The following is a 22,361-nucleotide window of genomic DNA, read 5'->3' as shown; positions in this document are numbered from 1 at the left end:
ACAACCGTGAGCACCTTCCAGGCCCCCAAGGGCACGTACGACCTGATCCCGCCCGACTCGGCGAAGTACCTCGCGGTGCGTGCGGCGATCTCCGCACCCCTGAAGAACTCCGGGTACGGCTACATCGAGACGCCCGGTTTCGAGGATGTCGCCCTCTTCGCGCGAGGGGTCGGCGAGTCCACCGACATCGTCTCGAAGGAGATGTACGCCTTCGAGACCAAGGGCGGCGACAAGCTCGCGCTGCGCCCCGAGGGCACCGCGTCCGTGCTGCGCGCGGCGCTGGAGGCCAATCTCCACAAGGCGGGCAACCTCCCCGTCAAGCTCTGGTACTCCGGTTCGTACTACCGCTACGAGCGTCCGCAGAAGGGCCGTTACCGCCACTTCTCGCAGGTCGGCGCCGAGGCCATCGGCACCGAGGACCCGGCGCTGGACGCCGAGCTGATCATCCTCGCCGACCAGGCCTACCGTTCGCTGGGCCTGCGCGAGTTCCGCATCCTGCTGAACTCGCTGGGCGACAAGGAGTGCCGTCCCGTCTACCGCGAGGCGCTCCAGACGTTCCTGCGCGACCTCGATCTCGACGAGGAGACCCGGCGTCGCATCGAGATCAACCCGCTGCGGGTGCTCGACGACAAGCGGCCCGCCGTCCAGAAGCAGCTGACCGGTGCCCCGATGCTGCGCGACTTCCTCTGCGACGCCTGCAAGGCGTACCACGAGGAGGTCCGTGATCTGCTGACGGCGGCCGGCGTGGTCTACGAGGACGACGAGAAGCTGGTCCGCGGCCTCGACTACTACACCCGCACCACCTTCGAGTTCGTCCACGACGGACTGGGCTCCCAGTCCGCGGTGGGCGGCGGCGGCCGCTACGACGGCCTCTCCGAGATGATCGGCGGCCCCGCGCTGCCGTCCGTCGGCTGGGCGCTGGGTGTGGACCGCACGGTGCTCGCTCTGGAGGCGGAGGGCATCGAGCCGGAGATCCCCGCCACCACGAGCGTCTACGCGGTGCCGCTCGGCGACGAGGCGAGGCGGGTGCTCTTCGGTCTGGTCACCGAACTGCGCAAGGCCGGTGTCGCCACGGACTTCGCGTTCGGGGGCCGCGGGCTCAAGGGCGCGATGAAGAGCGCCAACCGCTCCGGCGCCCGCTACACCGTCGTCGCCGGTGAGCGGGACCTCGCCGAGGGCAACGTCCAGCTCAAGGACATGGAGTCGGGCGACCAGGAGCCGGTCGCGCTCGACACGCTCGTCGCCACGGTGCGGGCCAAGCTGGCCTGACCTCCCCCATGCGCCGACCGCTGTGCCCGCCCGGCCGCGTCCGGGCGGGCACAGCGCGTCCCACGGTGTCCTCGTCAACTCCGGGTGCCCACATTCACCTTGTGGGGAGACTCCGATACGGAGCCGTCGTCCGGCGTCCGGCGACGGTGTGCTCCACCCGGCACCCTCCGGCCGGGGATGCCGGACACCTCGCCGCGCAGGATGCCCAGGTCGCGGCCGTTCACGGCGGTCAGGGCGCCCGGAGCGCTCGCTCGGCCCCCGGTCCTCCACGGCGTGGCCGGCCGGGCGCGGGTGTACTCGTGGACCTCCGGGCGCAGGGCCGTCCTCGCGCACTTTTATGCCGATCGAACGGCTGGCCACAGCGGCGGTGCGGCACAATGACCGTGCCCGGCCGGCTACTCAGTGATGGAACGGCGATATGACGATGGCAGCGGTAGACCACCCCTCCTCCCGACAGGACGAGGACGACGGCGCGAAGACCTATGGCGGCAGCCGTGCGCTCGCCCTGCTGCTGGTTATCACCGGCGCGGCCGGCCTGCTCGCCGCCTGGGTGATCACGATCGACAAGTTCAAGCTGCTCGAGGACCCGAGCTTCACCCCGGGCTGCAGCCTGAACCCGGTGGTCGCGTGCGGCAACATCATGAAGAGCGAACAGGCCTCCGCCTTCGGCTTCCCCAACCCGATGCTCGGCATCGGCACCTACTCGGTGGTCATCGGCATCGGCATGGCGCTCCTCGCCGGTGCCCGCTTCCGCGCCTGGTACTGGCTGGGCCTCAACGCGGGCACGCTGTTCGGCGTCGGCTTCTGCACCTGGCTGCAGTACCAGTCGCTGTACAACATCAACTCGCTCTGCCTGTGGTGCTGCCTGGCCTGGGTCGCCACGATCTTCATGTTCTGCTACGTCACCACGCACAACATCAAGCACGGCATCCTGCCCGCCCCCGCCTGGCTGCGGAACACCCTCACCGAGTTCCACTGGGTGCCGCCGGTCCTCTGGATCGGGATCATCGGCATGCTGATCCTGACCCGCTGGTGGGACTTCTGGACCAGCTGACGCGGCCGCCGGTCCTGTCAGTGGGGTGACATAGGCTTCACAGCGTGGAGCCCGACCTATTTACCGCAGCCGCAGAAGACCGCCAGGAGAAGGACCCGTCCAGCAGCCCCCTCGCTGTCCGGATGCGTCCTCGTACGCTGGACGAGGTCGTCGGCCAGCAGCATCTGCTCAAGCCGGGCTCGCCGCTGCGCCGACTCGTCGGTGAGGCCGGCGGTGGCCCAGCAGGCCCCTCGTCGGTGATCCTCTGGGGACCGCCCGGCACGGGCAAGACAACCCTGGCGTACGTGGTCAGCAAGGCGACCAACAAGCGCTTCGTCGAGCTCTCCGCGATCACCGCCGGCGTCAAGGAGGTCCGGGCCGTCATCGAGGGCGCGCGCCGCGCCACCGGCGGCTTCGGTAAGGAGACCGTCCTCTTCCTCGACGAGATCCACCGCTTCTCCAAGGCCCAGCAGGACTCGCTGCTCCCCGCCGTGGAGAACCGCTGGGTCACGCTCATCGCGGCCACCACGGAGAATCCGTACTTCTCGATCATCTCCCCGCTGCTGTCGCGCTCCCTGCTGCTCACCCTGGAGCCGCTGACCGACGAGGACCTGCGCTCGCTCCTGCGCCGGGCCATGACCGACGAGCGGGGGCTGGGCGGTGCGGTCACCCTGCCCGAGGACGCCGAGGCGCATCTGATGCGCATCGCGGGCGGCGACGCCCGGCGTGCGCTGACCGCACTGGAGGCGGCGGCCGGCGCGGCCCTCGCCAAGCGCGACGCGGAGATCACTCTCACGACGCTCGAGGAGACCGTCGACCGCGCAGCCGTGAAGTACGACCGCGACGGCGACCAGCACTACGACGTGGCGAGCGCGCTGATCAAGTCGATCCGCGGCTCCGACGTGGACGCGGCACTGCACTATCTGGCCCGGATGATCGAGGCGGGGGAGGACCCGCGCTTCATCGCCCGGCGGCTGATGATCTCCGCCAGTGAGGACATCGGGCTCGCCGATCCGACGGCGCTGCCCACAGCGGTCGCGGCGGCCCAGGCCGTCGCCATGATCGGTTTCCCCGAGGCTGCGCTCACCCTCAGCCATGCCACGATCGCGCTGGCGCTCGCCCCCAAGTCGAACGCGGCGACACTGGCCATCTCCGCCGCTCAGGAGGACGTGCGCCGGGGCCTTGCCGGCCCGGTCCCGGCCCATCTGCGCGACGGCCACTACAAGGGCGCCGCCAAGCTGGGCCACGCCCAGGGCTACGTCTACCCGCATGATGTGCCCGGCGGCATCGCCGCCCAGGAGTACGCCCCGGAAGCCGTCCGCGGCAAGCGCTACTACGAGCCCACGCGGTACGGCGCGGAGGCGCGCTACGCCGATGTGGCGGACCGGGTGCGTGAGCGGCTCGGGCGTGGGGAGCAGGGCGGTCCGGCGTCTTCGTGACGGCCGCAGTTCAGCAGGCCGCGGCTTCGAAGAGGGTGTGCATCGCGCGGCGCAGCTCGGTGACGTCGCGTACGGGGTCGGGAAATTCGAACCGGGCGTCGAAGCGGGCATCCCCGTCCTCGACGAACCGCACCCGGAGGCCGAAGCGGTCGAGAGCGACCGGGACGGCCCCGAGCCGGTGCTCCGCGCAGCCGCACTCGGCCCGGTCGCCGAGCAGCGCGGAGAGCGTGGCCATCTGCTCGCTGTGCGCGGCGTGCAGATGCTGGAGCAGCTCGGCCTCGTGGCCGACCAGCGGATCGGCGACGGCGTCCCGGAACGCCTCCGGCTCCACCTCCTCGAATCCCCACAGATCGTCGACGGACGCTTCCCCTGTCTCCAGACGGAGCATCATGCGGCCGGGCTGCGCGAGCCCCGGCACGGCGGTGAGCCAGCCGGCGATCCGGACGCGGCCGCGGATCCGGTGCGGGACGGAGACCGGGGCGACATCGGTGATCTCCAGCACAGCGGTCAGCTCGTCGGCCTGCGCGCGCGTCGCGGCCCGTACGACCGGGGAATCCGTGGGGAAACCGAGGAACAGATCGCCCTCGGGACCGATGCTCCTGCTGTCGGGCATCAGCTGGTCCGGGTGGATCACCGACAGCCCGGGTACGAGCAGCACCGCGGAGCAGGTACTCTGTACGAGAGTTCGTGTGCGCTCGGCTGCTGACGGCATCCGAGTGTTTTCAAGCCCGCTGGGACGCGGCTGACCACGATCAGATCGGCCTTCCGTCGTAGCAGCACCTTCTGGTGTGCTGCCGCTGTCTGTGCTGTCCGTGACGTGTGTGGTGTTCCCAGGGCGAGACATGCGATCTCCTTGAGTAAGGTAAGCCTAACCTAACCTACAACGGAGGTCTGGAGAACGTGCCTAACCAGTCGCGTCCCAAGGTCAAGAAGTCGCGTGCCCTCGGCATCGCCCTGACGCCGAAGGCTGTCAAGTACTTCGAAGCCCGCCCCTACCCGCCGGGCGAGCACGGCCGTGGCCGCAAGCAGAACTCGGACTACAAGGTCCGTCTGCTCGAGAAGCAGCGTCTGCGTGCGCAGTACGACATCAGCGAGCGCCAGATGGCGCGCGCCTACGACCGCGCCCGTAAGGCCGAGGGCAAGACCGGCGAGGCGCTGGTCATCGAGCTCGAGCGCCGTCTCGACGCCCTGGTCCTGCGGTCGGGTATCGCCAAGACCATCTACCAGGCCCGTCAGATGGTCGTCCACGGCCACATCGAGGTCAACGGTGGCAAGGTCGACAAGCCGTCCTTCCGCGTGCGCCCCGACGACGTCGTGATGGTCCGCGAGCGCAGCCGCTCCAAGGTCCCCTTCCAGGTGGCCCGCGAGGGTGGTTACGACACCGACGGTGAGACCCCGCGCTACCTCCAGGTGAACCTGAAGGCTCTGGCCTTCCGCCTGGACCGTGACCCGAACCGCAAGGAAATTCCGGTCATCTGCGACGAGCAGCTCGTCGTCGAGTACTACGCCCGCTGATCCAGGCGTAGCTCTCAACCGAGCTCGGGCCCGCCCCTCCCTGTTGTACGGGAGGCGGCGGGCCTTCGCGTTTCCCCGGCCGCTCCGGCACCGGGTGTTCCCTTCGGGACCGTGCCCCTCCCCGCCCCGAGCGCCCGTGCCACCGCCGCCTCGGTGTCCAGCCGGCGGCCCGAGCGCCGTTCCGCCTCGTACCGCTCGTCGCCGAGTTCCGCCCGTGCCCGCTCCTCGCACTCGGCCCGGGGCCGGCCGTAGTGGACGGAGCCGAACAGCGGCAGGCCCACCGACGGCCAGATCCGGTCCGCCGCACCGTGGAGCAGCGCAGCCTCCACCGCGTCGCCCTCGGTCACAGTGATGAGGGCCAGCAGCTCCAGCGAGAGGACCGTGCCGAGCAGATCATGGAAGGTGTGTGCGATGGACAGGGATTCCCCGAGCATCCGGCGCGCCCGTCCGCTCGCCCCTGACCGCAGCGCCGCGAAGCCCAGGACGTACTGCGCGTATGCCAGGGACCACCGCTCGCCGTGGTCCTCGCAGATCTCGCGGACCTCGTCGCAGATCGCCGCGGCCGCGTCCAGGTCCCCGCGGAACGCCACGGCCATGGCCAGCTCGACCTGTGCCATCAGTACATTGCTGTTCAGCTCACCGATGTCCCGGTAACGCCCGAGTGCCTCGCGCAGCAGTTCCTCCGCACGGACCGGGTCGTCCGTGACGATCGCGAGGCAGCCCGTGCGGTGCACGGCGTAGGCCACGGCGGTGGCGTCCCCCGAGTGCTCGGCCTCCTCGCGGCACTCGTGCAGGGCCGACACCGCGCCGACGGGATCCCCCTGCAGTACGGCTACGTACCCGAGCACCCACAGGGCCTTCAGTCGTGAGTGGTCGTAGGGTGACTCCGCCTCCAGGACGTGGTCCAGCCAGTGGCGGCCCTCCGAGAGCCGTCCGCAGCCCACCCAGTAGAACCAGAGCGTGCCCGCCAGGTACTGCGCGAGATGGACCTCCTCCGGGCTCTCCATCGAGCACTCCATCGCGCGGCGGAGGTTGGGCATCTCGCTGTCGATCCGGGCGGCGGCCTCCGACTGCCTCGGGCTGAACCAGTCGAGCTCGCACCAGGTGGCGAGCCCCAGATACCAGTCCCGGTGCCTGCGGCGCAGCCGCTCGGCGTCCCCGGTCGCCCGGAGCCAGTCGGCGCCGTACTCCCGCACGGTGTCCAGCAGCCGGTAGCGGCTGCCGGCCGGCGAGTCCTCGCGCAGGACCACGGACTGCGCCAGCAACTCGTCCAGGACGTCCAGCACGGAGTCCGCCGGGAGGCCGGGTCCGCTGCAGATGTACTCGACGGCCTCCAGGTCGAACTGGCCGGCGAACACCGAGAGCCGCGCCCACAGCAGCCGCTGTTCGGGCGTGCACAGCTCATGGCTCCAGCCGATGGCCGTGCGCAGCGTCTGGTGGCGGGGGAGCGCGCTCGGACTTCCCCCGGTCAGCAGCCGGAAGCGGTCGTCGAGACGGTGCAGCACCTGCTCCATCGACAGGGCCCGCAGGCGCCCCGCGGCGAGCTCCAGAGCCAGCGGGAGGCCGTCGAGCCGGCGGCAGAGCTCCCGAGCGGTGTCCCGGTCGCCGTCCGCCGGCCGGAACCCGGGGCGCACCGCGGCGGCGCGCCGGGTGAAGAGCTCCAGGGCGTCGTCGTCCGTCATCGGCATCAGCGGAAAGGTGAGTTCGCCGTCCACTCTCAGGGGGCACCGGCCGGCCGCGAGCACCTGAAGGTCCGGAGCCCGGCGGAGCAGCTCCCGTACGAGCCCGGCGCAGGCGTCGGCGAGGTGCTCGAAGCCGTCGATCACGAGCAGGAGCCGGCGCTCCGCGCAGTGCTCGACCAGCAGGGTGCGAGGCGGCCTGCTGGTGTGGTCGGTGAGGCCCAGCGCGTCGACCAGCGCGTGTTCGAGCAGCCCGGGATCCTGGACGTCCGACAGCTCGGCGATCCAGACGCCATCGCAGTACCGTTTCTCCATAAGGGCGGCGGCCCTGGTCACGAAACGGGTCTTGCCGACCCCGGCGACCCCGGCGACGGTGACGAGCCTCGACTGCCTCAGGAGCGGCTCGAGTTCGGCCAGTTCGCTGTCGCGTCCCACGAAGGTGTTCAGCTCGGCCGGAAGATTTCCGCGTACGGGGGCGGGCTCCGCGTCGTCGGGCATGGGGCAAGGGCGCTGAGGGCGTCGCATGAAACACGCAGAGTACTGGCACATAAGCTCTCCGTACAATCTCCCCGCGTCCAGGACCCGCGCCGCCGCCCGTAATGCGGTACGGCGTCCGGCGTGCGGCGCGATAGGCTCGGGGGACGACGATCGGCAGTGGTGGCAGCACGCACCTGCCGGGCAGCGACAGGCAGATACCGGCCAGGAGAGGTTCTGGCCGATGCGGGCGACGAGCAGAGAGCGGTGCACTGTGTCCGGTGGAGAGGTGGCCGGCATCCTGGTGGCTGTCTTCTGGGCGATCCTGGTTTCCTTCCTCGCCGTGGTACTGGTGAGACTGGCCCAGACGCTCAGGGCGACCACCGCGCTGGTGGCGGACGTGACCGAGCAGGCTGTTCCGCTGCTCGCCGACGCCTCCGCCACGCTGCGTACCGCACAGACCCAGCTGGACAAGGTCGACGCCATCGCGAGCGACGTCCAGGAGGTCACCTCCAACGCCTCGGCGCTCTCCACCACCGTCGCGTCGACGTTCGGCGGCCCGCTCGTGAAGGTCGCCGCGTTCGGCTACGGGGTGCGGCAGGCGCTCGGCCGTCGTGCCGCCGCGGAGGCGGAGCCGGCCCGCCGGACCTCCCGCCGTACCGTGATTGTCGGCCGTACCGTGCCGTCCGCCCGTGGCAGGAAGCGGAACGGCCGAAGCTCCCGCGGACAGAAGGACTGAACCAGCGATGTTCCGCCGTACGTTCTGGTTCACCGCCGGCGCAGCCGCCGGTGTCTGGGCCACCACCAAGGTCAACCGCAAGATCCGGCAGCTGACCCCCGAGAGCCTCGCGGCGCAGGCCGCCGACAAGGCGCTCGAGGCAGGTCACAAGCTCAAGGACTTCGCCCTCGACGTGCGTGAGGGCATGGTCAGGCGCGAGGCCGAACTGGGCGGTGCGCTCGGCATCGAGGCGCCGGCCGAACCCGAACCCGCCGTCCACCGAACACTTCCCTACAACTCGAACAACCGGAATGAGGACCACTAATGGAGTCGGCTGAAATTCGCCGCCGCTGGCTGAGCTTCTTCGAGGAGCGCGGTCACACCGTCGTGCCTTCGGCGTCGCTCATCGCGGACGACCCGACTCTGCTGCTGGTCCCCGCGGGCATGGTGCCCTTCAAGCCCTACTTCCTCGGCGAGGTCAAGCCGCCCGCCCCGCGCGTCACCAGCGTGCAGAAGTGCGTGCGTACGCCGGACATCGAAGAGGTCGGCAAGACCACCAGGCACGGCACGTTCTTCCAGATGTGCGGCAACTTCTCGTTCGGTGACTACTTCAAGGAAGGCGCCATCCGGTTCGCCTGGGAGGCCCTCACCAACTCCGTTGCCGACGGCGGCTTCGGCCTGGACCCCGACCGTCTGTGGATCACGGTCTACCTGGACGACGACGAGGCCGAGCAGATCTGGCGCGAGAAGATCGGCGTGCCGGCCGAGCGCATCCAGCGCCTGGGCAAGGTGGACAACTTCTGGTCCATGGGCGTCCCCGGTCCCTGCGGCCCGTGCTCCGAGATCAACTACGACCGCGGCCCCGAGTTCGGCGTCGAGGGCGGCCCCGCCGTCAACGACGAGCGCTATGTGGAGATCTGGAACCTGGTCTTCATGCAGTACGAGCGCGGCGCCGGCGACGGCAAGGAGGACTTCCCGATCCTCGGCGACCTCCCGTCGCAGAACATCGACACCGGTCTCGGTCTCGAACGCCTCGCCATGATCCTGCAGGACGTACAGAACATGTACGAGACCGACACCCTGCGCGTCGTCATGGACAAGGCCACCGAGCTCACCGGCGTGCGCTACGGCGCCGAGCAGGGCTCCGACGTCTCCCTCCGCGTCGTCGCCGACCACATCCGTACGTCGGTGATGCTCATCGGCGACGGCGTCACCCCGGGCAACGAGGGCCGTGGCTACGTCCTGCGCCGCATCATGCGCCGTGCCATCCGCAACATGCGCCTCATGGGCGCCACCGGCCCGGTCGTCCGTGAGCTCGTCGACGTCGTCGTCGACACCATGGGGCAGCAGTACCCGGAGCTGATCACCGACCGCAAGCGCATCGAGACCGTCGCCCTCGCCGAGGAAGCCGCCTTCCTCAAGGCCCTCAAGGGCGGCACGAACATCCTCGACACCGCCGTCACCGAGACCAAGGCCTCCGGGAAGACGGTCCTGGCCGGCGACAAGGCGTTCCTGCTCCACGACACCTGGGGCTTCCCGATCGACCTCACGCTGGAGATGGCCGCCGAACAGGGCCTCTCCGTCGACGAGGACGGCTTCCGCCGTCTGATGAAGGAGCAGCGGGAGCGCGCCAAGGCCGACGCCAAGGCCAAGAAGACCGGGCACGCCGACCTGTCCGCCTACCGCGAGGTCGCCGACAACTCCGGCGTCACCGAGTTCACCGGCTACACCAGCAACGAGGGCGAGTCGAAGATCGTCGGCCTGCTCGTCGACGGCGTGCCCTCGCCCGCCGCCACCGAGGGCGACGAGGTCGAGGTCGTCCTCGACCGCACCCCGTTCTACGCCGAGGGCGGCGGCCAGCTCGCCGACCAGGGCCGCATCAGGCTCGACACCGGCGCCGTCATCCAGATCCGCGACGTACAGCAGCCGGTCCCCGGTGTCTCGGTCCACAAGGGCTCGGTCCAGGTCGGCGAGGTGACGGTCGGCGCCTCGGCTTTCGCCGCCATCGACAACACCCGCCGCCGCGCCATCGCCCGCGCCCACAGCGCCACGCACCTGACGCACCAGGCACTGCGCGACGCGCTCGGCCCGACGGCCGCCCAGGCCGGCTCGGAGAACTCGCCCGGCCGTTTCCGCTTCGACTTCGGCTCACCGGCCGCCGTACCCGGCACGGTCCTCACCGACGTCGAGCAGAAGATCAACGAGGTCCTCTCGCGGGAGCTCGACGTCCAGGCCGAGGTCATGTCCATCGACGACGCCAAGAAGCAGGGCGCCATCGCGGAGTTCGGTGAGAAGTACGGCGAGCGGGTCCGGGTCGTCACCATCGGGGACTTCTCCAAGGAGCTGTGCGGCGGCACGCACGTGCACAACACCTCCCAGCTGGGCCTGGTCAAGCTGCTCGGCGAGTCCTCCATCGGTTCGGGCGTACGCCGCATCGAGGCCCTGGTGGGTGTCGACGCGTACAACTTCCTCGCCAAGGAGCACACGGTCGTCGCCCAGCTCCAGGAGCTGCTCAAGGGCCGCCCCGAGGAACTTCCCGAGAAGATCTCCGGCATGCTCGGCAAGCTGAAGGACGCAGAGAAGGAGATCGAGAAGTTCCGCGCGGCGAAGGTCCTCCAGGCCGCCGCCGGGCTGGTGGAGTCGGCCAAGGACGTACGCGGTACCGCCCTCGTCACCGGGCAGGTGCCGGACGGCACCTCGGCCGACGACCTGCGGAAGCTCGTCCTCGACGTGCGCGGCCGCATCCAGGGCGGCCGGCCGGCCGTCGTGGCCCTGTTCACCACGGCCAACGGCCGCCCGCTGACGGTCATCGCCACCAACGAGGCCGCTCGTGAGCGTGGTCTCAAGGCCGGTGACCTGGTCCGTACCGCTGCCAAGACCCTCGGTGGCGGAGGCGGCGGCAAGCCGGACGTCGCCCAGGGCGGCGGCCAGAACCCGGACGCCATCGGCGACGCCGTCGCCGCTGTCGAACGCCTCGTCACCGAGACGGCGTGACGCCCGGTATGTCGCAGATGCGGCGTGGGCGCAGGCTCGCCGTCGACGTCGGTGACGCCCGGATCGGGGTCGCCTCGTGCGACCCCGACGGGATCCTCGCCACACCGGTGGAGACCGTGCCGGGACGCGACGTCCCGGCCGCCCAGCGGCGGCTCGGGCAGATCGTCGCGGAGTACGAGCCGATCGAGGTCGTCGTCGGCCTGCCCCGCTCCCTGGGGGGTGGGGAAGGCCCGGCAGCGGTCAAGGTCCGCGCTTTCGCCCAGGTGTTCGCCCGTGCGATCGCACCGATTCCTGTACGTCTTCTGGACGAGAGGATGACCACAGTGACGGCCACTCAGGGGCTACGCGCTTCGGGCGTGAAGTCCAAGAAGGGCCGGTCTGTCATCGACCAGGCTGCCGCTGTGGTGATCCTTCAGAACGCTCTGGAGTCCGAACGGGCGTCAGGCACCCCACCAGGTGAGGGCGTCGAGGTGGCTGTCTGATCGCGATACGGTAACGTTCCGCGCGATGCGCCGGTGTTCGAACAGACACCGCACAGCAAAGCGAAGAGACGGAGCGTCGTCTCGCGGCTCAAGGGGATCGATGACTGAGTATGGCCGGGGCTCCGGCTCCGAACCGTGGCATCCCGAGGACCCCTTGTACGGGGACCAGGGATGGGGAGGCCGGCAGGCTGCCCACGGCCAGGGCCAGTACGAAGGCCAGCAGCAGCCCTACGCGCAGGACCCTTACGCCCAGCAGGGCTACCCGCAGGATCCGTACGCCCAGCAGCAGCCGCAGCACGACCCGTACGCCCAGCAGCACCAGCAGCCGTACGGCGCGCCGCAGGACCCGTATGCCCAACAGCAGCCGCAGTACGACGGCGGCTGGGACACCGGCCAGCACGCTGCGATGCCGTACGGGGCGCAGCAGCCGCAGTACGACAACGCCGGTTACGGCGACCAGGGCGACTACTACGGCACCCCCGAGGCCTACCCTCCGCCGCAGCCCCCGGGGCATCGCGAGGAGCCCGCGCGGCAGCAGAGCCAGGACTGGGATCCGGAGGTACAGCCGGAGGAGACGCATCCCTTCTTCACCGGCGTGGACGCACCGGACGACCCGCGCGGTTCCCGCGAGGACGACGAATACGACGACGACCCGCGCGAGTCCCGCCGGGGCGGCGGCGAGCGTCGTGGCAAGGGGAAGAAGAAGAGCCGCAACGGCTGCGCCTGCCTGGGCGTCGCCGCGGTCCTCGTCGCCGGTCTCGGCGGGGTGGGCTACGTCGGCTACTCGTACTACCAGAGCCAGTTCGGCGAGGCCCCGGACTACGCGGGCTCCGGCACGGACTCGGTCGAGGTGGAGGTCCCCGAGGGCGCCCTGGGCAACGAGATCGCGAACATCCTGAAGAAGGCGGGTGTCGTGAAATCCGTCGACGCCTTCGTCTCGGCGCAGAACGGGAATCCCAAGGGGGGCTCCCTTCAGGCAGGTGTCTATCTCCTGAAGAAGGAGATGTCCGCCGACAGTGCCATCGAACTGATGCTGAACCCGAAGAGCCAGAACGCACTGGTCATTCCTGAGGGCACGAGCACCCTCGGTATCTATGCGGCGATCGACAAAAGGCTCGAGCTGAAGGCCGGCACCACGGCCAAGGTCGCGAAGACGAAGGCCGAGAGCCTCGGACTGCCTGAATGGGCAGATGACGATCCCAAGATCAAGGACCCGCTGGAAGGTTTCCTGTTCCCGGCCGCATACGCGGTTCCCAAGGATTCGAAGCCCGAAGACGCCCTCAAGAAGATGGTCACCCGGGCCAACAAGGAATACGGGAAACTCGATCTCGAGCAGAACGCGAAAAAGCTGAACCTGGACTCGCCGCTCGACGTCATCACCGTAGCGAGCCTCGTCCAGAAAGAGGGCAAGTACAAGCACGATTTCGACAAGGTCGCGAGGGTCGTGTACAACCGGCTCGAGCCGGCAAACCTCGAAACAGTCGGCAGGCTTGAATTCGACTCGACGGTCAATTACATCCGGGACGAGAGCACGCTGGACGTGGGGGCCGTCGACGACCTCCGGAAAATCGACGATCCGTACAACACGTACAGCATCAGGGGGCTCCCGCTCGGCCCGATCACCAATCCGGGCGCGGATGCGCTGCAATCGGCGATCAGTCCCGCGTCCGGCCCCTGGTACTACTTCGTGTCCGTCAGCGCGGACAAGACGCTGTTCGCCGTGACGAACGAGGAACACGAGCGGAACCGCAGGAAGTACCAAGAGAGCAAGGCGGACCAGTGAGTTCAACCCGCCGGGCGGCCGTCCTCGGCTCGCCCATCGCCCACTCCCTCTCGCCCGTCCTGCACCGCGCCGCGTACGCGGCGCTCGGCCTGGAGAACTGGTCGTACGAGCGCTTCGACGTCGACGAGGCCGCGCTCCCCGCCTTCGTCGAAGGGCTGGATCCGTCCTGGGCGGGGCTCTCCCTGACCATGCCGCTCAAGCGGGCGGTCATCCCGCTGCTGGACGGGATCAGTGACACGGCGGCGTCGGTCGAGACCGTCAACACCGTCGTCCTCACCGAGGACGGCCGCCGGATCGGCGACAACACGGACATCCCCGGCATGGCCGCCGCCCTGCACGAACGCGGGGTCGAGAAGGTCGAATCCGCCGCCGTCCTGGGCGCCGGAGCCACGGCGTCCTCGGCGCTCGCCGCCCTCTCCGCGATCTGTACGGGCCCGGTCACCGCCTACGTACGCAGCGCGGCACGGGCCGACGAGATGCGCGGCTGGGGCGAGCGCCTCGGTCTCGACGTCAGGATCTCGGACTGGGCCACGGCCGGTGAGGCCCTGCACGCACCCCTGGTGATCGCCACCACGCCGGCCGGCACCACGGACGCCCTGGCGGACGCCGTCCCGGCCGCACCCGGGACCCTGTTCGACGTCCTGTACGAGCCATGGCCGACGGCCCTCGCCTCCCGCTGGTCCTTCGCCGGGGGGACGGTCGTCGGCGGCCTCGACCTGCTCGTCCATCAGGCGGTTCTGCAGGTCGAGCTGATGACCGGGCGGAGCCCCGGCCCGCTCGGCGCCATGCGGACCGCGGGCGAGCGGGCTCTCGCGGCGCGGGAACGCCCGTAGGGCCGGTCCGGAAAGGGCCGTGAAACGTCCGTCTGCTGGACCTGCGGCAGGCCCGCCCTCCTGATCGTGGGAGGATCGGGGGCGGCGGGCCAGGGCCGCGCACCCGGTCGCGCCGTTGCAGTTACAGGCGCGATCATGAGGAGCACCGTTGAGCAGGTTGCGCTGGCTGACCGCCGGAGAGTCGCACGGCCCCGCACTGGTGGCGACGCTGGAGGGTCTTCCCGCCGGTATCCCCGTCACCACGGAGATGGTGGCGGACGCGCTCGCCAGGCGACGGCTCGGATACGGGCGCGGCGCCCGGATGAAGTTCGAGAAGGACGAGGTCACCTTCCTCGGCGGAGTCCGGCACGGCCTGACCATGGGCTCGCCCGTCGCCGTCATGGTGGGCAACACCGAGTGGCCCAAGTGGGAGCAGGTCATGTCGGCCGACCCGGTCGACCCCGAGGTGCTGGCAGCCCAGGCCCGTAACGCCCCCCTGACCCGCCCCAGGCCCGGTCACGCCGACCTGGCCGGGATGCAGAAGTACGGTTTCGACGAGGCCCGGCCGGTCCTGGAGCGCGCGAGCGCCCGGGAGACCGCGGCGCGTGTCGCCCTCGGCGCCGTCGCCCGCTCCTACCTCAAGGAGACCGCGGGCATCGAGATCGTCTCGCACGTCGTCGAGCTGGCCGCGGCCAAGGCGCCCTACGGTGTCTACCCCAAGCCCTCCGACGTGGAGCGGCTCGACGCCGACCCCGTGCGCTGCCTCGACGCCGACGCGTCGAAGGAGATGGTCGCTGAGATCGACCAGGCCCACAAGGACGGCGACACCCTCGGTGGAGTCGTCGAGGTGCTCGCCTACGGCGTCCCCGTCGGCCTCGGCTCGCACGTCCACTGGGACCGCAGGCTCGACGCCCGCCTCGCCGCCGCACTGATGGGCATCCAGGCCATCAAGGGTGTCGAGGTCGGCGACGGCTTCGACCTCGCCCGGGTGCCAGGCTCCAAGGCGCACGACGAGATCGTGGCCACCGCCGACGGGATCAGGCGCACCTCCGGCCGCTCCGGCGGCACCGAGGGCGGGCTGACCACCGGTGAGCTGCTGCGGGTCCGCGCCGCGATGAAGCCCATCGCCACCGTGCCCCGCGCGCTCGCCACGATCGACGTCGTCACCGGCGAGGCGACGAAGGCACACCACCAGCGTTCCGACGTGTGCGCCGTTCCGGCCGCCGGGATCGTCGCCGAGGCGATGGTCGCCCTGGTGCTGGCCGACGCGGTGGCGGAGAAGTTCGGCGGCGACAGCGTCGCCGAGACCCACCGCAACGTGCAGTCGTTCCTCTCCCACCTCCAGATCCGGTGAGCGGCCCGCTGATCGTCCTCGTCGGCCCGATGGGTGTCGGCAAGTCCACGGTGGGTGAACTGCTCGCCGAACGGCTGGGCAGCGCCTACCGCGACACGGACGCCGACGTCGTGGCCACGGCGGGCAAGGCGATCCCGGAGATCTTCTTCGACGAGGGGGAGGAGCGTTTCCGGGCTCTGGAACGGGAGGCGGTGCGCGACGCGATCGACGGTCACACCGGTGTCCTCGCGCTCGGCGGCGGCGCCGTGCTCGACGCGGAGACCCGCGTCCTGCTCGCGGGCCGGCCGGTCGTCTATCTCTCCATGGACGTGGACGAGGCCGTCCGGAGGGTCGGGCTGAACACGGCCCGCCCCCTCCTCGCCGTCAACCCGCGACGGCAGTGGCGCGAGCTGATGGACGCCAGGCGCCCTCTCTACGAAGAGGTGGCCGCCGTCACCGTCGCCACCGACGAACGCGCTCCCGAAGAGGTCGCCCAGGCGATCCTCGACGCACTGGAACTGCCGGAGCGTACAGACGGGCCCGTACCGTCCGACCAGGAGAAGACACGCATGACCGAGCAGGGCACCACGCGCATCCAGATCGCCGGCACGGCAGGCACCGACCCGTACGAGGTGCTCGTCGGCCGCCAGCTCCTCGGTGAGCTGCCGAACCTCATCGGCGACCGTGCCAAGCGGGTCGCCGTCCTGCACCCCGAGGCGCTCGCCGGGACCGGCGAGGCGGTCCGTGAGGATCTCGCCTCCCAGGGCTACGAGGCCATCGCGATCCAGCTGCCGAACGCGGAGGAGGCCAAGACCGTCGAGGTCGCCGCCTACTGCTGGAAGGCGCTGGGCCAGACCGGCTTCACCCGCACCGACGTGATCGTCGGCGTCGGCGGCGGCGCCACCACCGACGTCGCGGGCTTCGTCGCGGCGTCCTGGCTGCGCGGGGTCCGCTGGATCGCCGTACCGACCACCGTGCTCGCCATGGTCGACGCCGCGGTCGGCGGCAAGACCGGCATCAACACCGCCGAGGGCAAGAACCTCGTGGGCGCCTTCCACCCGCCGGCCGGCGTGCTCTGCGACCTCGCCGCGCTCGACTCGCTGGCGGTCAACGACTACGTCTCCGGCATGGCCGAGATCATCAAGGCCGGCTTCATCGCCGACCCCGTGATCCTCGACCTCGTCGAGGCGGACCCCCAGGGCGCCCGTACGCCCGCGGGACCGCACACCGCGGAGCTGATCGAGCGCTCCATCCGGGTCAAGGCCGAGGTCGTCTCCAGCGACCTCAAGGAGTCCGGCCTGAGGGAGATCCTCAACTACGGGCACACCCTGGCCCACGCCATCGAGAAGAACGAGCGCTACAAGTGGCGCCACGGGGCGGCCGTCTCGGTCGGCATGGTCTTCGCGGCTGAGCTGGGCCGGCTGGCCGGACGCCTCGACGACGCCACCGCCGACCGGCACCGCGCCGTCCTGGAGTCCGTCGGGCTGCCGCTCACCTACCGGGGTGACCAGTGGCCCAAGCTCCTGGAGAACATGAAGGTCGACAAGAAGTCGCGGGGCGACCTGCTGCGCTTCATCGTCCTGGACGGCATCGGCAAGCCCACCGTGCTGGAGGGCCCCGACCCGGCCGTCCTGCTCGCCGCCTTCGGGGAGGTCTCCGCATGACGACCCGCAGGGTCCTCGTGCTCAACGGCCCGAACCTCGGGCGTCTCGGCTCCCGTGAGCCCGATGTGTACGGGGCCACGTCATACGCCGGCCTGGTCGACACCTGCCGGGTCCTCGGCAAGGAACTCGGCTTCGATGTCGACGTCCGTGAGACCAACGACGAGGGCGAGCTGATCCGCTGGCTCCACGAGGCGGCGGACGGTTCGATTCCGGTCGTCCTCAACCCGGGTGCCTTCACACACTATTCGTACGGAATGCGCGATGCGGCGGCCCAGCGCACCGCCCCGCTGATCGAGGTGCACATCTCGAATCCGTACGCGCGAGAGGAGTTCCGCCACACCTCGGTGGTCGCCCCGGTGGCCACCGGGACCGTGGCGGGCTTCGGGATCGGCTCCTACCGGCTCGCCCTGCGGGCCCTGGCCGACGAACTGACGGACTGACACCGGGCACTTCGTGCCTCCCCCGCCCGTTCACCGAGTGGCGGCCGGGGGAGGTACGGTTGCCGTCGACCAGCGCCAGTTGCCTGTACGAGACGGAGTGGCACCGGATGCAGCACGCAGTGGGGGCTCCGCTGCCGCCGCCCCAGGGTCCCGGGACCGGGCCGTGGACGCACCAGGCCCAGCAATCGGGCCACCCCGGCCAGGCTGGGCCGCCTCCGCCTCCCATGGCGGCCGGGCCTCAGCCGCAGCCGCCCGGGCCCCAGCACGCCCCTGTCCCTCCCTCCAGGGAGACCACCGGGCACATGCAGCTGCCGCCCGGCGGTCCCGTCCCGCTGCCCGCGCCGCCCGCGGAGGCGGGCACCGGTGCCGCGACCCTGGCCGTGCTGCTGATCGGCCCCGCGGGAGCGGGAAAGACCACGGTCGCCAAGCTCTGGGCGGGCCGCCGCCGGGTGCCCACCGCGCATGTGTCGCTGGACGACGTCCGCGAATGGGTCTGCTCCGGCTTCGCCGACCCGCAGGCCGGATGGAACGACCAGTCCGAGGCCCAGTACCGCCTGGCCCGGCGCACCTGCGGTTTCGCCGCCCGTAATTTCCTGGCCAACGGCATCTCCTGCATCCTCGACGACGCGGTCTTCCCCGACCGGCCCGTCGTCGGCCTCGGCGGCTGGAAGCGTCACGTGGGTCCGGGCCTGCTGCCCGTGGTCCTCCTGCCCGGCCTGGAGGTCGTCCTTGAGCGCAACGCGGCACGCAGCGGGAACCGCCGGCTCTCCGACGAGGAGGTCGCCCGGATCCATGGCCGCATGGCCGGCTGGTACGGCTCCGGTCTGCCGATCATCGACAACTCCACCTATGACGTCGAGACGACCGCGCGGGTCCTCGACGACGTCCTGGCGCGCTCCATAGCCAGCCCGCCGGCCTGGTAGCGACCGTGCGGCGCCCGGTCGGGTGCGCAGACCGGGCGGGGCCGGGCCACCGCTCCTAGGCTCGGAAACATGTCAGAGGTGTACGCCGTCCGACGCGGGCTGATGCGTGACCGGTACGCCGCCGCCGGTTCCGCGGCCGCCCTGGTCTCCCGCCCCGCCAACGTCCGCTACCTGGCGGGCGGAGCCCCTCCGGGCGCCGTGCTGCTGCTCGGCCCCGGAGAGGATGTCCTGCTCTGCCCCCGCGCGCCGACCGGCGACCCCGCCCACGGGCGCCCCGACGAGGGGCTGCGACTGACCGTCCTGCCCGAGGCCGACGGCGACCCGGTCGTCGCGGCGGCCGAACTCGCGGGAGGCCTGCGCGCCGACTCCCTGTCGGTCGAGGAACACGACCTGACGGTCTCCCGCCACCGCGCCATGGGCTCCGTCGCCCCGCAGCTGCGCCTGTGCGACCTCGGCAGCACGGTGGAGCAGCTGCGCCTCGTGAAGGACGAGGAGGAGATCGCCTGTCTGCGGATCGCGGCGGAGATCACCGACCAGGCGCTCGGCGAACTGCTCGAATCGATCCTGGTGGGGCGCACCGAACGCCACCTCGCCCTGGAACTGGAGCGCCGGCTGGTGGACCACGGCGCCGACGGCCCGGCCTTCGCCACCTCGGTGGGGACGGGCCCGCACTCCGGGCAGGGCCGCCACCGGCCCACCGACCGCAGGGTCGAGGAAGGTGATTTCCTTTCGGTCTGCCTGGGAGCGAACTACCGCGGGTACCGCTGCGAGATCGGCCGGACCTTCGTCATCGGGACGAGCCCCGCGGACTGGCAGATCGAGCTCTACGACCTTGTTTTCGCCGCTCAGAGGGCTGCACGGGAGGCTCTCATCCCCGGGGCCGCCTACCGCGACGTGGACCACGCGGCCCGCCATCTCCTGGACTCCGCGGGTCACTCGGACTGCCTCCAGCCCAGCACCGGGCACGGGGTCGGGCTCGAAATCGACGAGGACCCGCAGTTGGCACCGACAGCCATGGGTAAACTGGACGCTTGTGTGCCGGTCACCGTCGAACCGGGGGTCCACCTCCCGGGCCGGGGCGGTGTCCGGATCGATGACACGCTCGTCGTGCGCCCTGAGGCGGACGGCGGACCCGAGCTACTCACCATTACGACCAAGGAGCTGCTCGCGCTCTAGGAGAACTCCTCGCGGAGGACTCCGGGCGCGCATCCTTTGTCGTCCACCAGCTTCAGTCCAGGAGATTCCGCAACCGTGGCTTCCACGAACGACCTCAAGAACGGCCTGGTGCTCAAGCTCGACGGAGGCCAGCTCTGGTCCGTCGTCGAGTTCCAGCACGTCAAGCCCGGCAAGGGCCCCGCCTTCGTGCGCACCAAGCTCAAGAACGTGCTCTCCGGCAAGGTCGTCGACAAGACGTTCAACGCCGGCGTGAAGGTCGAGACGGCCACCATCGACCGCCGTGACATGCAGTTCTCGTACATGGACGGCGAGTACTTCGTCTTCATGGACATGGACACGTACGACCAGCTGATGGTCGACCGCAAGGCTGTCGGCGACGCCGCCAACTTCCTGATCGAGGGCTTCACCGCCTCCGTCGCCCAGCACGAGGGCGAGGTGCTCTACGTCGAGCTGCCCGCCGCGGTCGAGCTGACCATCCAGCACACCGACCCGGGCGTCCAGGGCGACCGCTCCACCGGCGGTTCCAAGCCCGCGACCCTGGAGACCGGTTACGAGATCGGTGTCCCGCTCTTCATCACCACCGGCGAGAAGATCAAGGTCGACACCCGTACGGGCGACTACCTCGGCCGGGTGAACAGCTAACCGTGGCTGCCCGGAACAAGGCCCGCAAGCGCGCCTTCCAGATCCTCTTCGAGGCCGACCAGCGCGGTGAGTCCGTGCAGACGGTCCTCGCGGACTGGGTACGGCTCTCGCGGACCGACGACCGTCAGCCGCCGGTCGGTGAATTCACGATGGAGCTGGTCGAGGGGTACGCGCAGTACGCGGACCGGATCGACGACCTCATCGTGACCTATGCCGTGGACTGGGAGATCGACCGCATGCCGGTCGTCGACCGGAGCATCCTGCGGCTCGGAGCGTACGAGCTGATCTGGATGGACTCGACCCCGGACGCCGTGGTGATCGACGAGGCGGTTCAGCTCGCCAAGGAGTTCTCCACGGATGATTCCCCGACCTTCGTGAACGGCCTGCTGGCCCGGTTCAAGGACCTCAAGCCGAATCTCCGCCGGGAGCAGTAGCCCCCGACGGCGAGGAGCCGGAAGAAGGGCCCACGGTCGCACGCGACCGTGGGCCCTTCGGCGTGCCGGCCGGTCCGGGGCGGACGGCGGGGGCAAGAGAAAGCGCCGGGCCGGCGGGGTCCTCGTGACCCCGCCGGCCCGGCGGCGCGTCTTCTCGGTGGAGCTGGTGGTCAGCCCTCGTCGTGGGCCACGGCGCGACGCGCGTCGGCGTCCAGCACGCCCCAGCTGATCAGCTGCTCCGTGAGCACGGACGGCGACTGGTCGTAGATCACGGCCAGGGTGCGCAGGTCGTCCTGGCGGATGGACAGCACCTTGCCGTTGTAGTCGCCGCGCTGGCTCTGGATCGTCGCCGCGTAACGCTGCAGCGGTCCGGCCTTCTCCGGCGGCACATGGGCGAGGCGCTCAAGGTCGAGGACGAGCTTCGGCGGCGGCTCGGCGGCACCGCCGGGGGTCGTGCCGGGCAGGAGCTCCTGCACCGGGACGCCGTAGAAGTCGGCCAGCTCGGCAAGGCGCTGAACGGTCACGGCGCGGTCGCCGCGCTCGTAGGAACCGACCACGACGGCCTTCCAGCGGCCCTGCGACTTCTCCTCCACGCCGTGGAGGGAGAGGCCCTGCTGGGTGCGGATGGCGCGGAGCTTGGCCCCGAGCTGCTTTGCGTATTCGCTGGACATAAGGCTCCCCGGACGCTGGAACATTCTGCGGCTGGGCCGCGTGGCTGGTAACTCACTGTGAGGTTACGCAGCGTTACTTGGCTGCGTCAAGCCGAAAGGTCCGGACTGCGGCCTCCCGGGGGCGGGGCCAGGGCCTCGCACAAGCCCTGGTAACGTGGATGACGCAATTTCGACGTCCTTTAACGTCCGTCCAGTGAGGCGGAGAAGGAGGTCCGTTTCTTATGGACGCACAGCATGACCAGACCGGCAATGCGGCACGCCCCGTTCTCGAGGCTCCCGACATCGCCCGGGTACTGACCCGAATCGCCCACGAGATCGTCGAACGCGCCAAGGGTGCCGACGACGTGGTGCTGCTCGGCATCCCGACACGCGGGGTCTTCCTCGCCCGTCGGCTCGCCGGAAAGCTCGAAGAGATCACCGGCCTGAAGACGCCGGTCGGGTCACTCGACATCACGATGTACCGCGACGATCTGCGGATGCGCCCCGCGCGCGCCCTGGCACGCACCGAGATCCCCGGTGAGGGCATCGAGGGCCGTCTCGTCGTGCTGGTGGACGACGTGCTCTTCTCCGGCCGCACGATCCGCGCCGCACTCGACGCGCTCGGCGACATCGGCCGGCCCCGCGCCGTACAGCTCGCGGTCCTCGTCGACCGAGGCCACCGCGAACTCCCGATCCGTGCCGACTACGTCGGCAAGAACCTCCCCACGTCGCTGCGGGAGACGGTCAAGGTCCAGCTCGCCGAGGAGGACGGCCGCGACGCCGTGCTGCTCGGCGTCAAGCAGACCGTCCCGGCAGGCGAGCAGTAGCCGAGTCCCGTCCCGTGCGTCCCACCGGCCGCACGGCCGCTGCCGCACGCCCGCCTGCCTGATCCCTCCACCCT

General features: G+C 70.3%; 21 protein-coding genes. 18 read left to right on the top strand and 3 right to left on the bottom strand.

Annotated elements, in window-relative coordinates; all coding sequences use genetic code 11:
* Positions 1 to 6: 6 nt before the first annotated feature.
* From hisS to ACIREO_RS17010, 3 genes are all read left to right on the top strand, one after another.
* Positions 7 to 1,269 (top strand): histidine--tRNA ligase, encoded by a 1,263-nt coding sequence (hisS, locus tag ACIREO_RS17020; protein WP_404110264.1) that lies wholly within the window; start codon positions 7 to 9, stop codon positions 1,267 to 1,269.
* Between the two features lie 418 nt (positions 1,270 to 1,687).
* Positions 1,688 to 2,323 (top strand): vitamin K epoxide reductase family protein, encoded by a 636-nt coding sequence (locus ACIREO_RS17015; RefSeq protein ID WP_404110261.1) that lies wholly within the window; start codon positions 1,688 to 1,690, stop codon positions 2,321 to 2,323.
* A 44-nt stretch (positions 2,324 to 2,367) separates the two neighbouring features.
* Positions 2,368 to 3,741 (top strand): replication-associated recombination protein A, encoded by a 1,374-nt coding sequence (locus ACIREO_RS17010; protein ID WP_404110258.1) that lies wholly within the window; start codon positions 2,368 to 2,370, stop codon positions 3,739 to 3,741.
* A 10-nt stretch (positions 3,742 to 3,751) separates the two neighbouring features.
* Here ACIREO_RS17010 and ACIREO_RS17005 read toward each other — a convergent pair whose 3' ends face one another.
* On the bottom strand, positions 3,752 to 4,453 hold the full coding sequence (locus ACIREO_RS17005; RefSeq protein ID WP_404110255.1) for a DUF2470 domain-containing protein: 702 nt from the start codon (positions 4,451 to 4,453) through the stop codon (positions 3,752 to 3,754).
* Positions 4,454 to 4,641: 188 nt separating this feature from the next.
* On the opposite strand from ACIREO_RS17005, the gene rpsD reads away from it, so the two are divergent.
* Positions 4,642 to 5,256, top strand: a complete 615-nt coding sequence (gene rpsD, locus ACIREO_RS17000; protein ID WP_404110252.1) for a 30S ribosomal protein S4 — start codon at positions 4,642 to 4,644, stop codon at positions 5,254 to 5,256.
* 14 nt (positions 5,257 to 5,270) lie between these two features.
* On the opposite strand, the gene ACIREO_RS16995 is transcribed toward rpsD, so the two are convergent.
* Positions 5,271 to 7,460 carry an ATP-binding protein gene (locus tag ACIREO_RS16995; RefSeq protein WP_404110249.1) on the bottom strand — a complete coding sequence of 730 codons (2,190 nt, stop codon included), beginning with the start codon at positions 7,458 to 7,460 and terminating at the stop codon, positions 5,271 to 5,273.
* A 238-nt stretch (positions 7,461 to 7,698) separates the two neighbouring features.
* Here ACIREO_RS16995 and ACIREO_RS16990 point away from each other — a divergent pair, with 238 nt between their 5' ends.
* The 13 genes from ACIREO_RS16990 (at position 7,699) to nusB (ending at position 20,810) form a co-directional block, all read left to right on the top strand.
* Positions 7,699 to 8,148, top strand: coding sequence for a DUF948 domain-containing protein (locus tag ACIREO_RS16990; RefSeq protein WP_404111062.1), 450 nt, complete (start codon positions 7,699 to 7,701; stop codon positions 8,146 to 8,148).
* 7 nt (positions 8,149 to 8,155) lie between these two features.
* Positions 8,156 to 8,452, top strand: a complete 297-nt coding sequence (locus ACIREO_RS16985; RefSeq protein ID WP_404110246.1) for a hypothetical protein — start codon at positions 8,156 to 8,158, stop codon at positions 8,450 to 8,452.
* On the top strand, positions 8,452 to 11,121 hold the full coding sequence (alaS, locus tag ACIREO_RS16980) for an alanine--tRNA ligase (RefSeq protein ID WP_404110243.1): 2,670 nt from the start codon (positions 8,452 to 8,454) through the stop codon (positions 11,119 to 11,121). The genes ACIREO_RS16985 and alaS overlap by 1 nt, the downstream gene beginning before the upstream one ends.
* 8 nt (positions 11,122 to 11,129) lie before the next feature.
* Positions 11,130 to 11,603: a Holliday junction resolvase RuvX gene (gene ruvX / locus ACIREO_RS16975; RefSeq protein WP_404111060.1), complete on the top strand. Its 474-nt coding sequence runs from the start codon at positions 11,130 to 11,132 to the stop codon at positions 11,601 to 11,603.
* A gap of 100 nt (positions 11,604 to 11,703) precedes the next feature.
* Positions 11,704 to 13,386, top strand: coding sequence for an endolytic transglycosylase MltG (gene mltG, locus ACIREO_RS16970; RefSeq protein ID WP_404110240.1), 1,683 nt, complete (start codon positions 11,704 to 11,706; stop codon positions 13,384 to 13,386).
* The gene (locus ACIREO_RS16965) at positions 13,383 to 14,219 is read left to right on the top strand and encodes a shikimate dehydrogenase (protein WP_404110237.1); all 837 of its coding nucleotides are present in this window, start codon (positions 13,383 to 13,385) and stop codon (positions 14,217 to 14,219) included. The genes mltG and ACIREO_RS16965 overlap by 4 nt, the downstream gene beginning before the upstream one ends.
* Positions 14,220 to 14,367: 148 nt before the next feature.
* The gene (gene aroC, locus ACIREO_RS16960) at positions 14,368 to 15,552 is read left to right on the top strand and encodes a chorismate synthase (RefSeq protein ID WP_404110234.1); all 1,185 of its coding nucleotides are present in this window, start codon (positions 14,368 to 14,370) and stop codon (positions 15,550 to 15,552) included.
* Positions 15,549 to 17,195: a 3-dehydroquinate synthase gene (gene aroB / locus ACIREO_RS16955; protein ID WP_404110232.1), complete on the top strand. Its 1,647-nt coding sequence runs from the start codon at positions 15,549 to 15,551 to the stop codon at positions 17,193 to 17,195. The genes aroC and aroB overlap by 4 nt, the downstream gene beginning before the upstream one ends.
* Positions 17,192 to 17,635 (top strand): type II 3-dehydroquinate dehydratase, encoded by a 444-nt coding sequence (gene aroQ / locus ACIREO_RS16950; RefSeq protein WP_404110229.1) that lies wholly within the window; start codon positions 17,192 to 17,194, stop codon positions 17,633 to 17,635. Before aroB ends, aroQ begins: the two co-directional genes overlap by 4 nt.
* 107 nt (positions 17,636 to 17,742) lie before the next feature.
* A complete protein-coding gene (locus tag ACIREO_RS16945; RefSeq protein WP_404110227.1) occupies positions 17,743 to 18,558 on the top strand; it encodes a Pro-rich N-terminal domain-containing protein in 816 nt (271 codons plus the stop codon).
* 69 nt (positions 18,559 to 18,627) lie between these two features.
* The gene (locus tag ACIREO_RS16940; protein WP_404110223.1) at positions 18,628 to 19,734 is read left to right on the top strand and encodes a M24 family metallopeptidase; all 1,107 of its coding nucleotides are present in this window, start codon (positions 18,628 to 18,630) and stop codon (positions 19,732 to 19,734) included.
* 75 nt (positions 19,735 to 19,809) lie between these two features.
* Complete coding sequence (efp, locus tag ACIREO_RS16935) at positions 19,810 to 20,376, top strand: elongation factor P (RefSeq protein ID WP_014044814.1); 567 nt, start codon at positions 19,810 to 19,812, stop codon at positions 20,374 to 20,376.
* A 2-nt stretch (positions 20,377 to 20,378) separates the two neighbouring features.
* Positions 20,379 to 20,810: a transcription antitermination factor NusB gene (nusB, locus tag ACIREO_RS16930; RefSeq protein WP_073751719.1), complete on the top strand. Its 432-nt coding sequence runs from the start codon at positions 20,379 to 20,381 to the stop codon at positions 20,808 to 20,810.
* Positions 20,811 to 20,980: 170 nt separating this feature from the next.
* Here nusB and bldD read toward each other — a convergent pair whose 3' ends face one another.
* Positions 20,981 to 21,481, bottom strand: coding sequence for a transcriptional regulator BldD (gene bldD / locus ACIREO_RS16925; RefSeq protein ID WP_014157378.1), 501 nt, complete (start codon positions 21,479 to 21,481; stop codon positions 20,981 to 20,983).
* 221 nt (positions 21,482 to 21,702) lie between these two features.
* On the opposite strand from bldD, the gene pyrR reads away from it, so the two are divergent.
* On the top strand, positions 21,703 to 22,287 hold the full coding sequence (pyrR, locus tag ACIREO_RS16920; protein ID WP_404110220.1) for a bifunctional pyr operon transcriptional regulator/uracil phosphoribosyltransferase PyrR: 585 nt from the start codon (positions 21,703 to 21,705) through the stop codon (positions 22,285 to 22,287).
* Positions 22,288 to 22,361 lie beyond the last annotated feature (74 nt).

Source organism: Streptomyces sp. NPDC102441 (assembly GCF_044765585.1).
In the GTDB taxonomy this organism is placed as follows: Bacteria; Actinomycetota; Actinomycetes; order Streptomycetales; family Streptomycetaceae; genus Streptomyces.
Note: the sequence above shows the minus strand (reverse complement) of the source record. Positions and strands in the feature narration are given on the sequence as shown.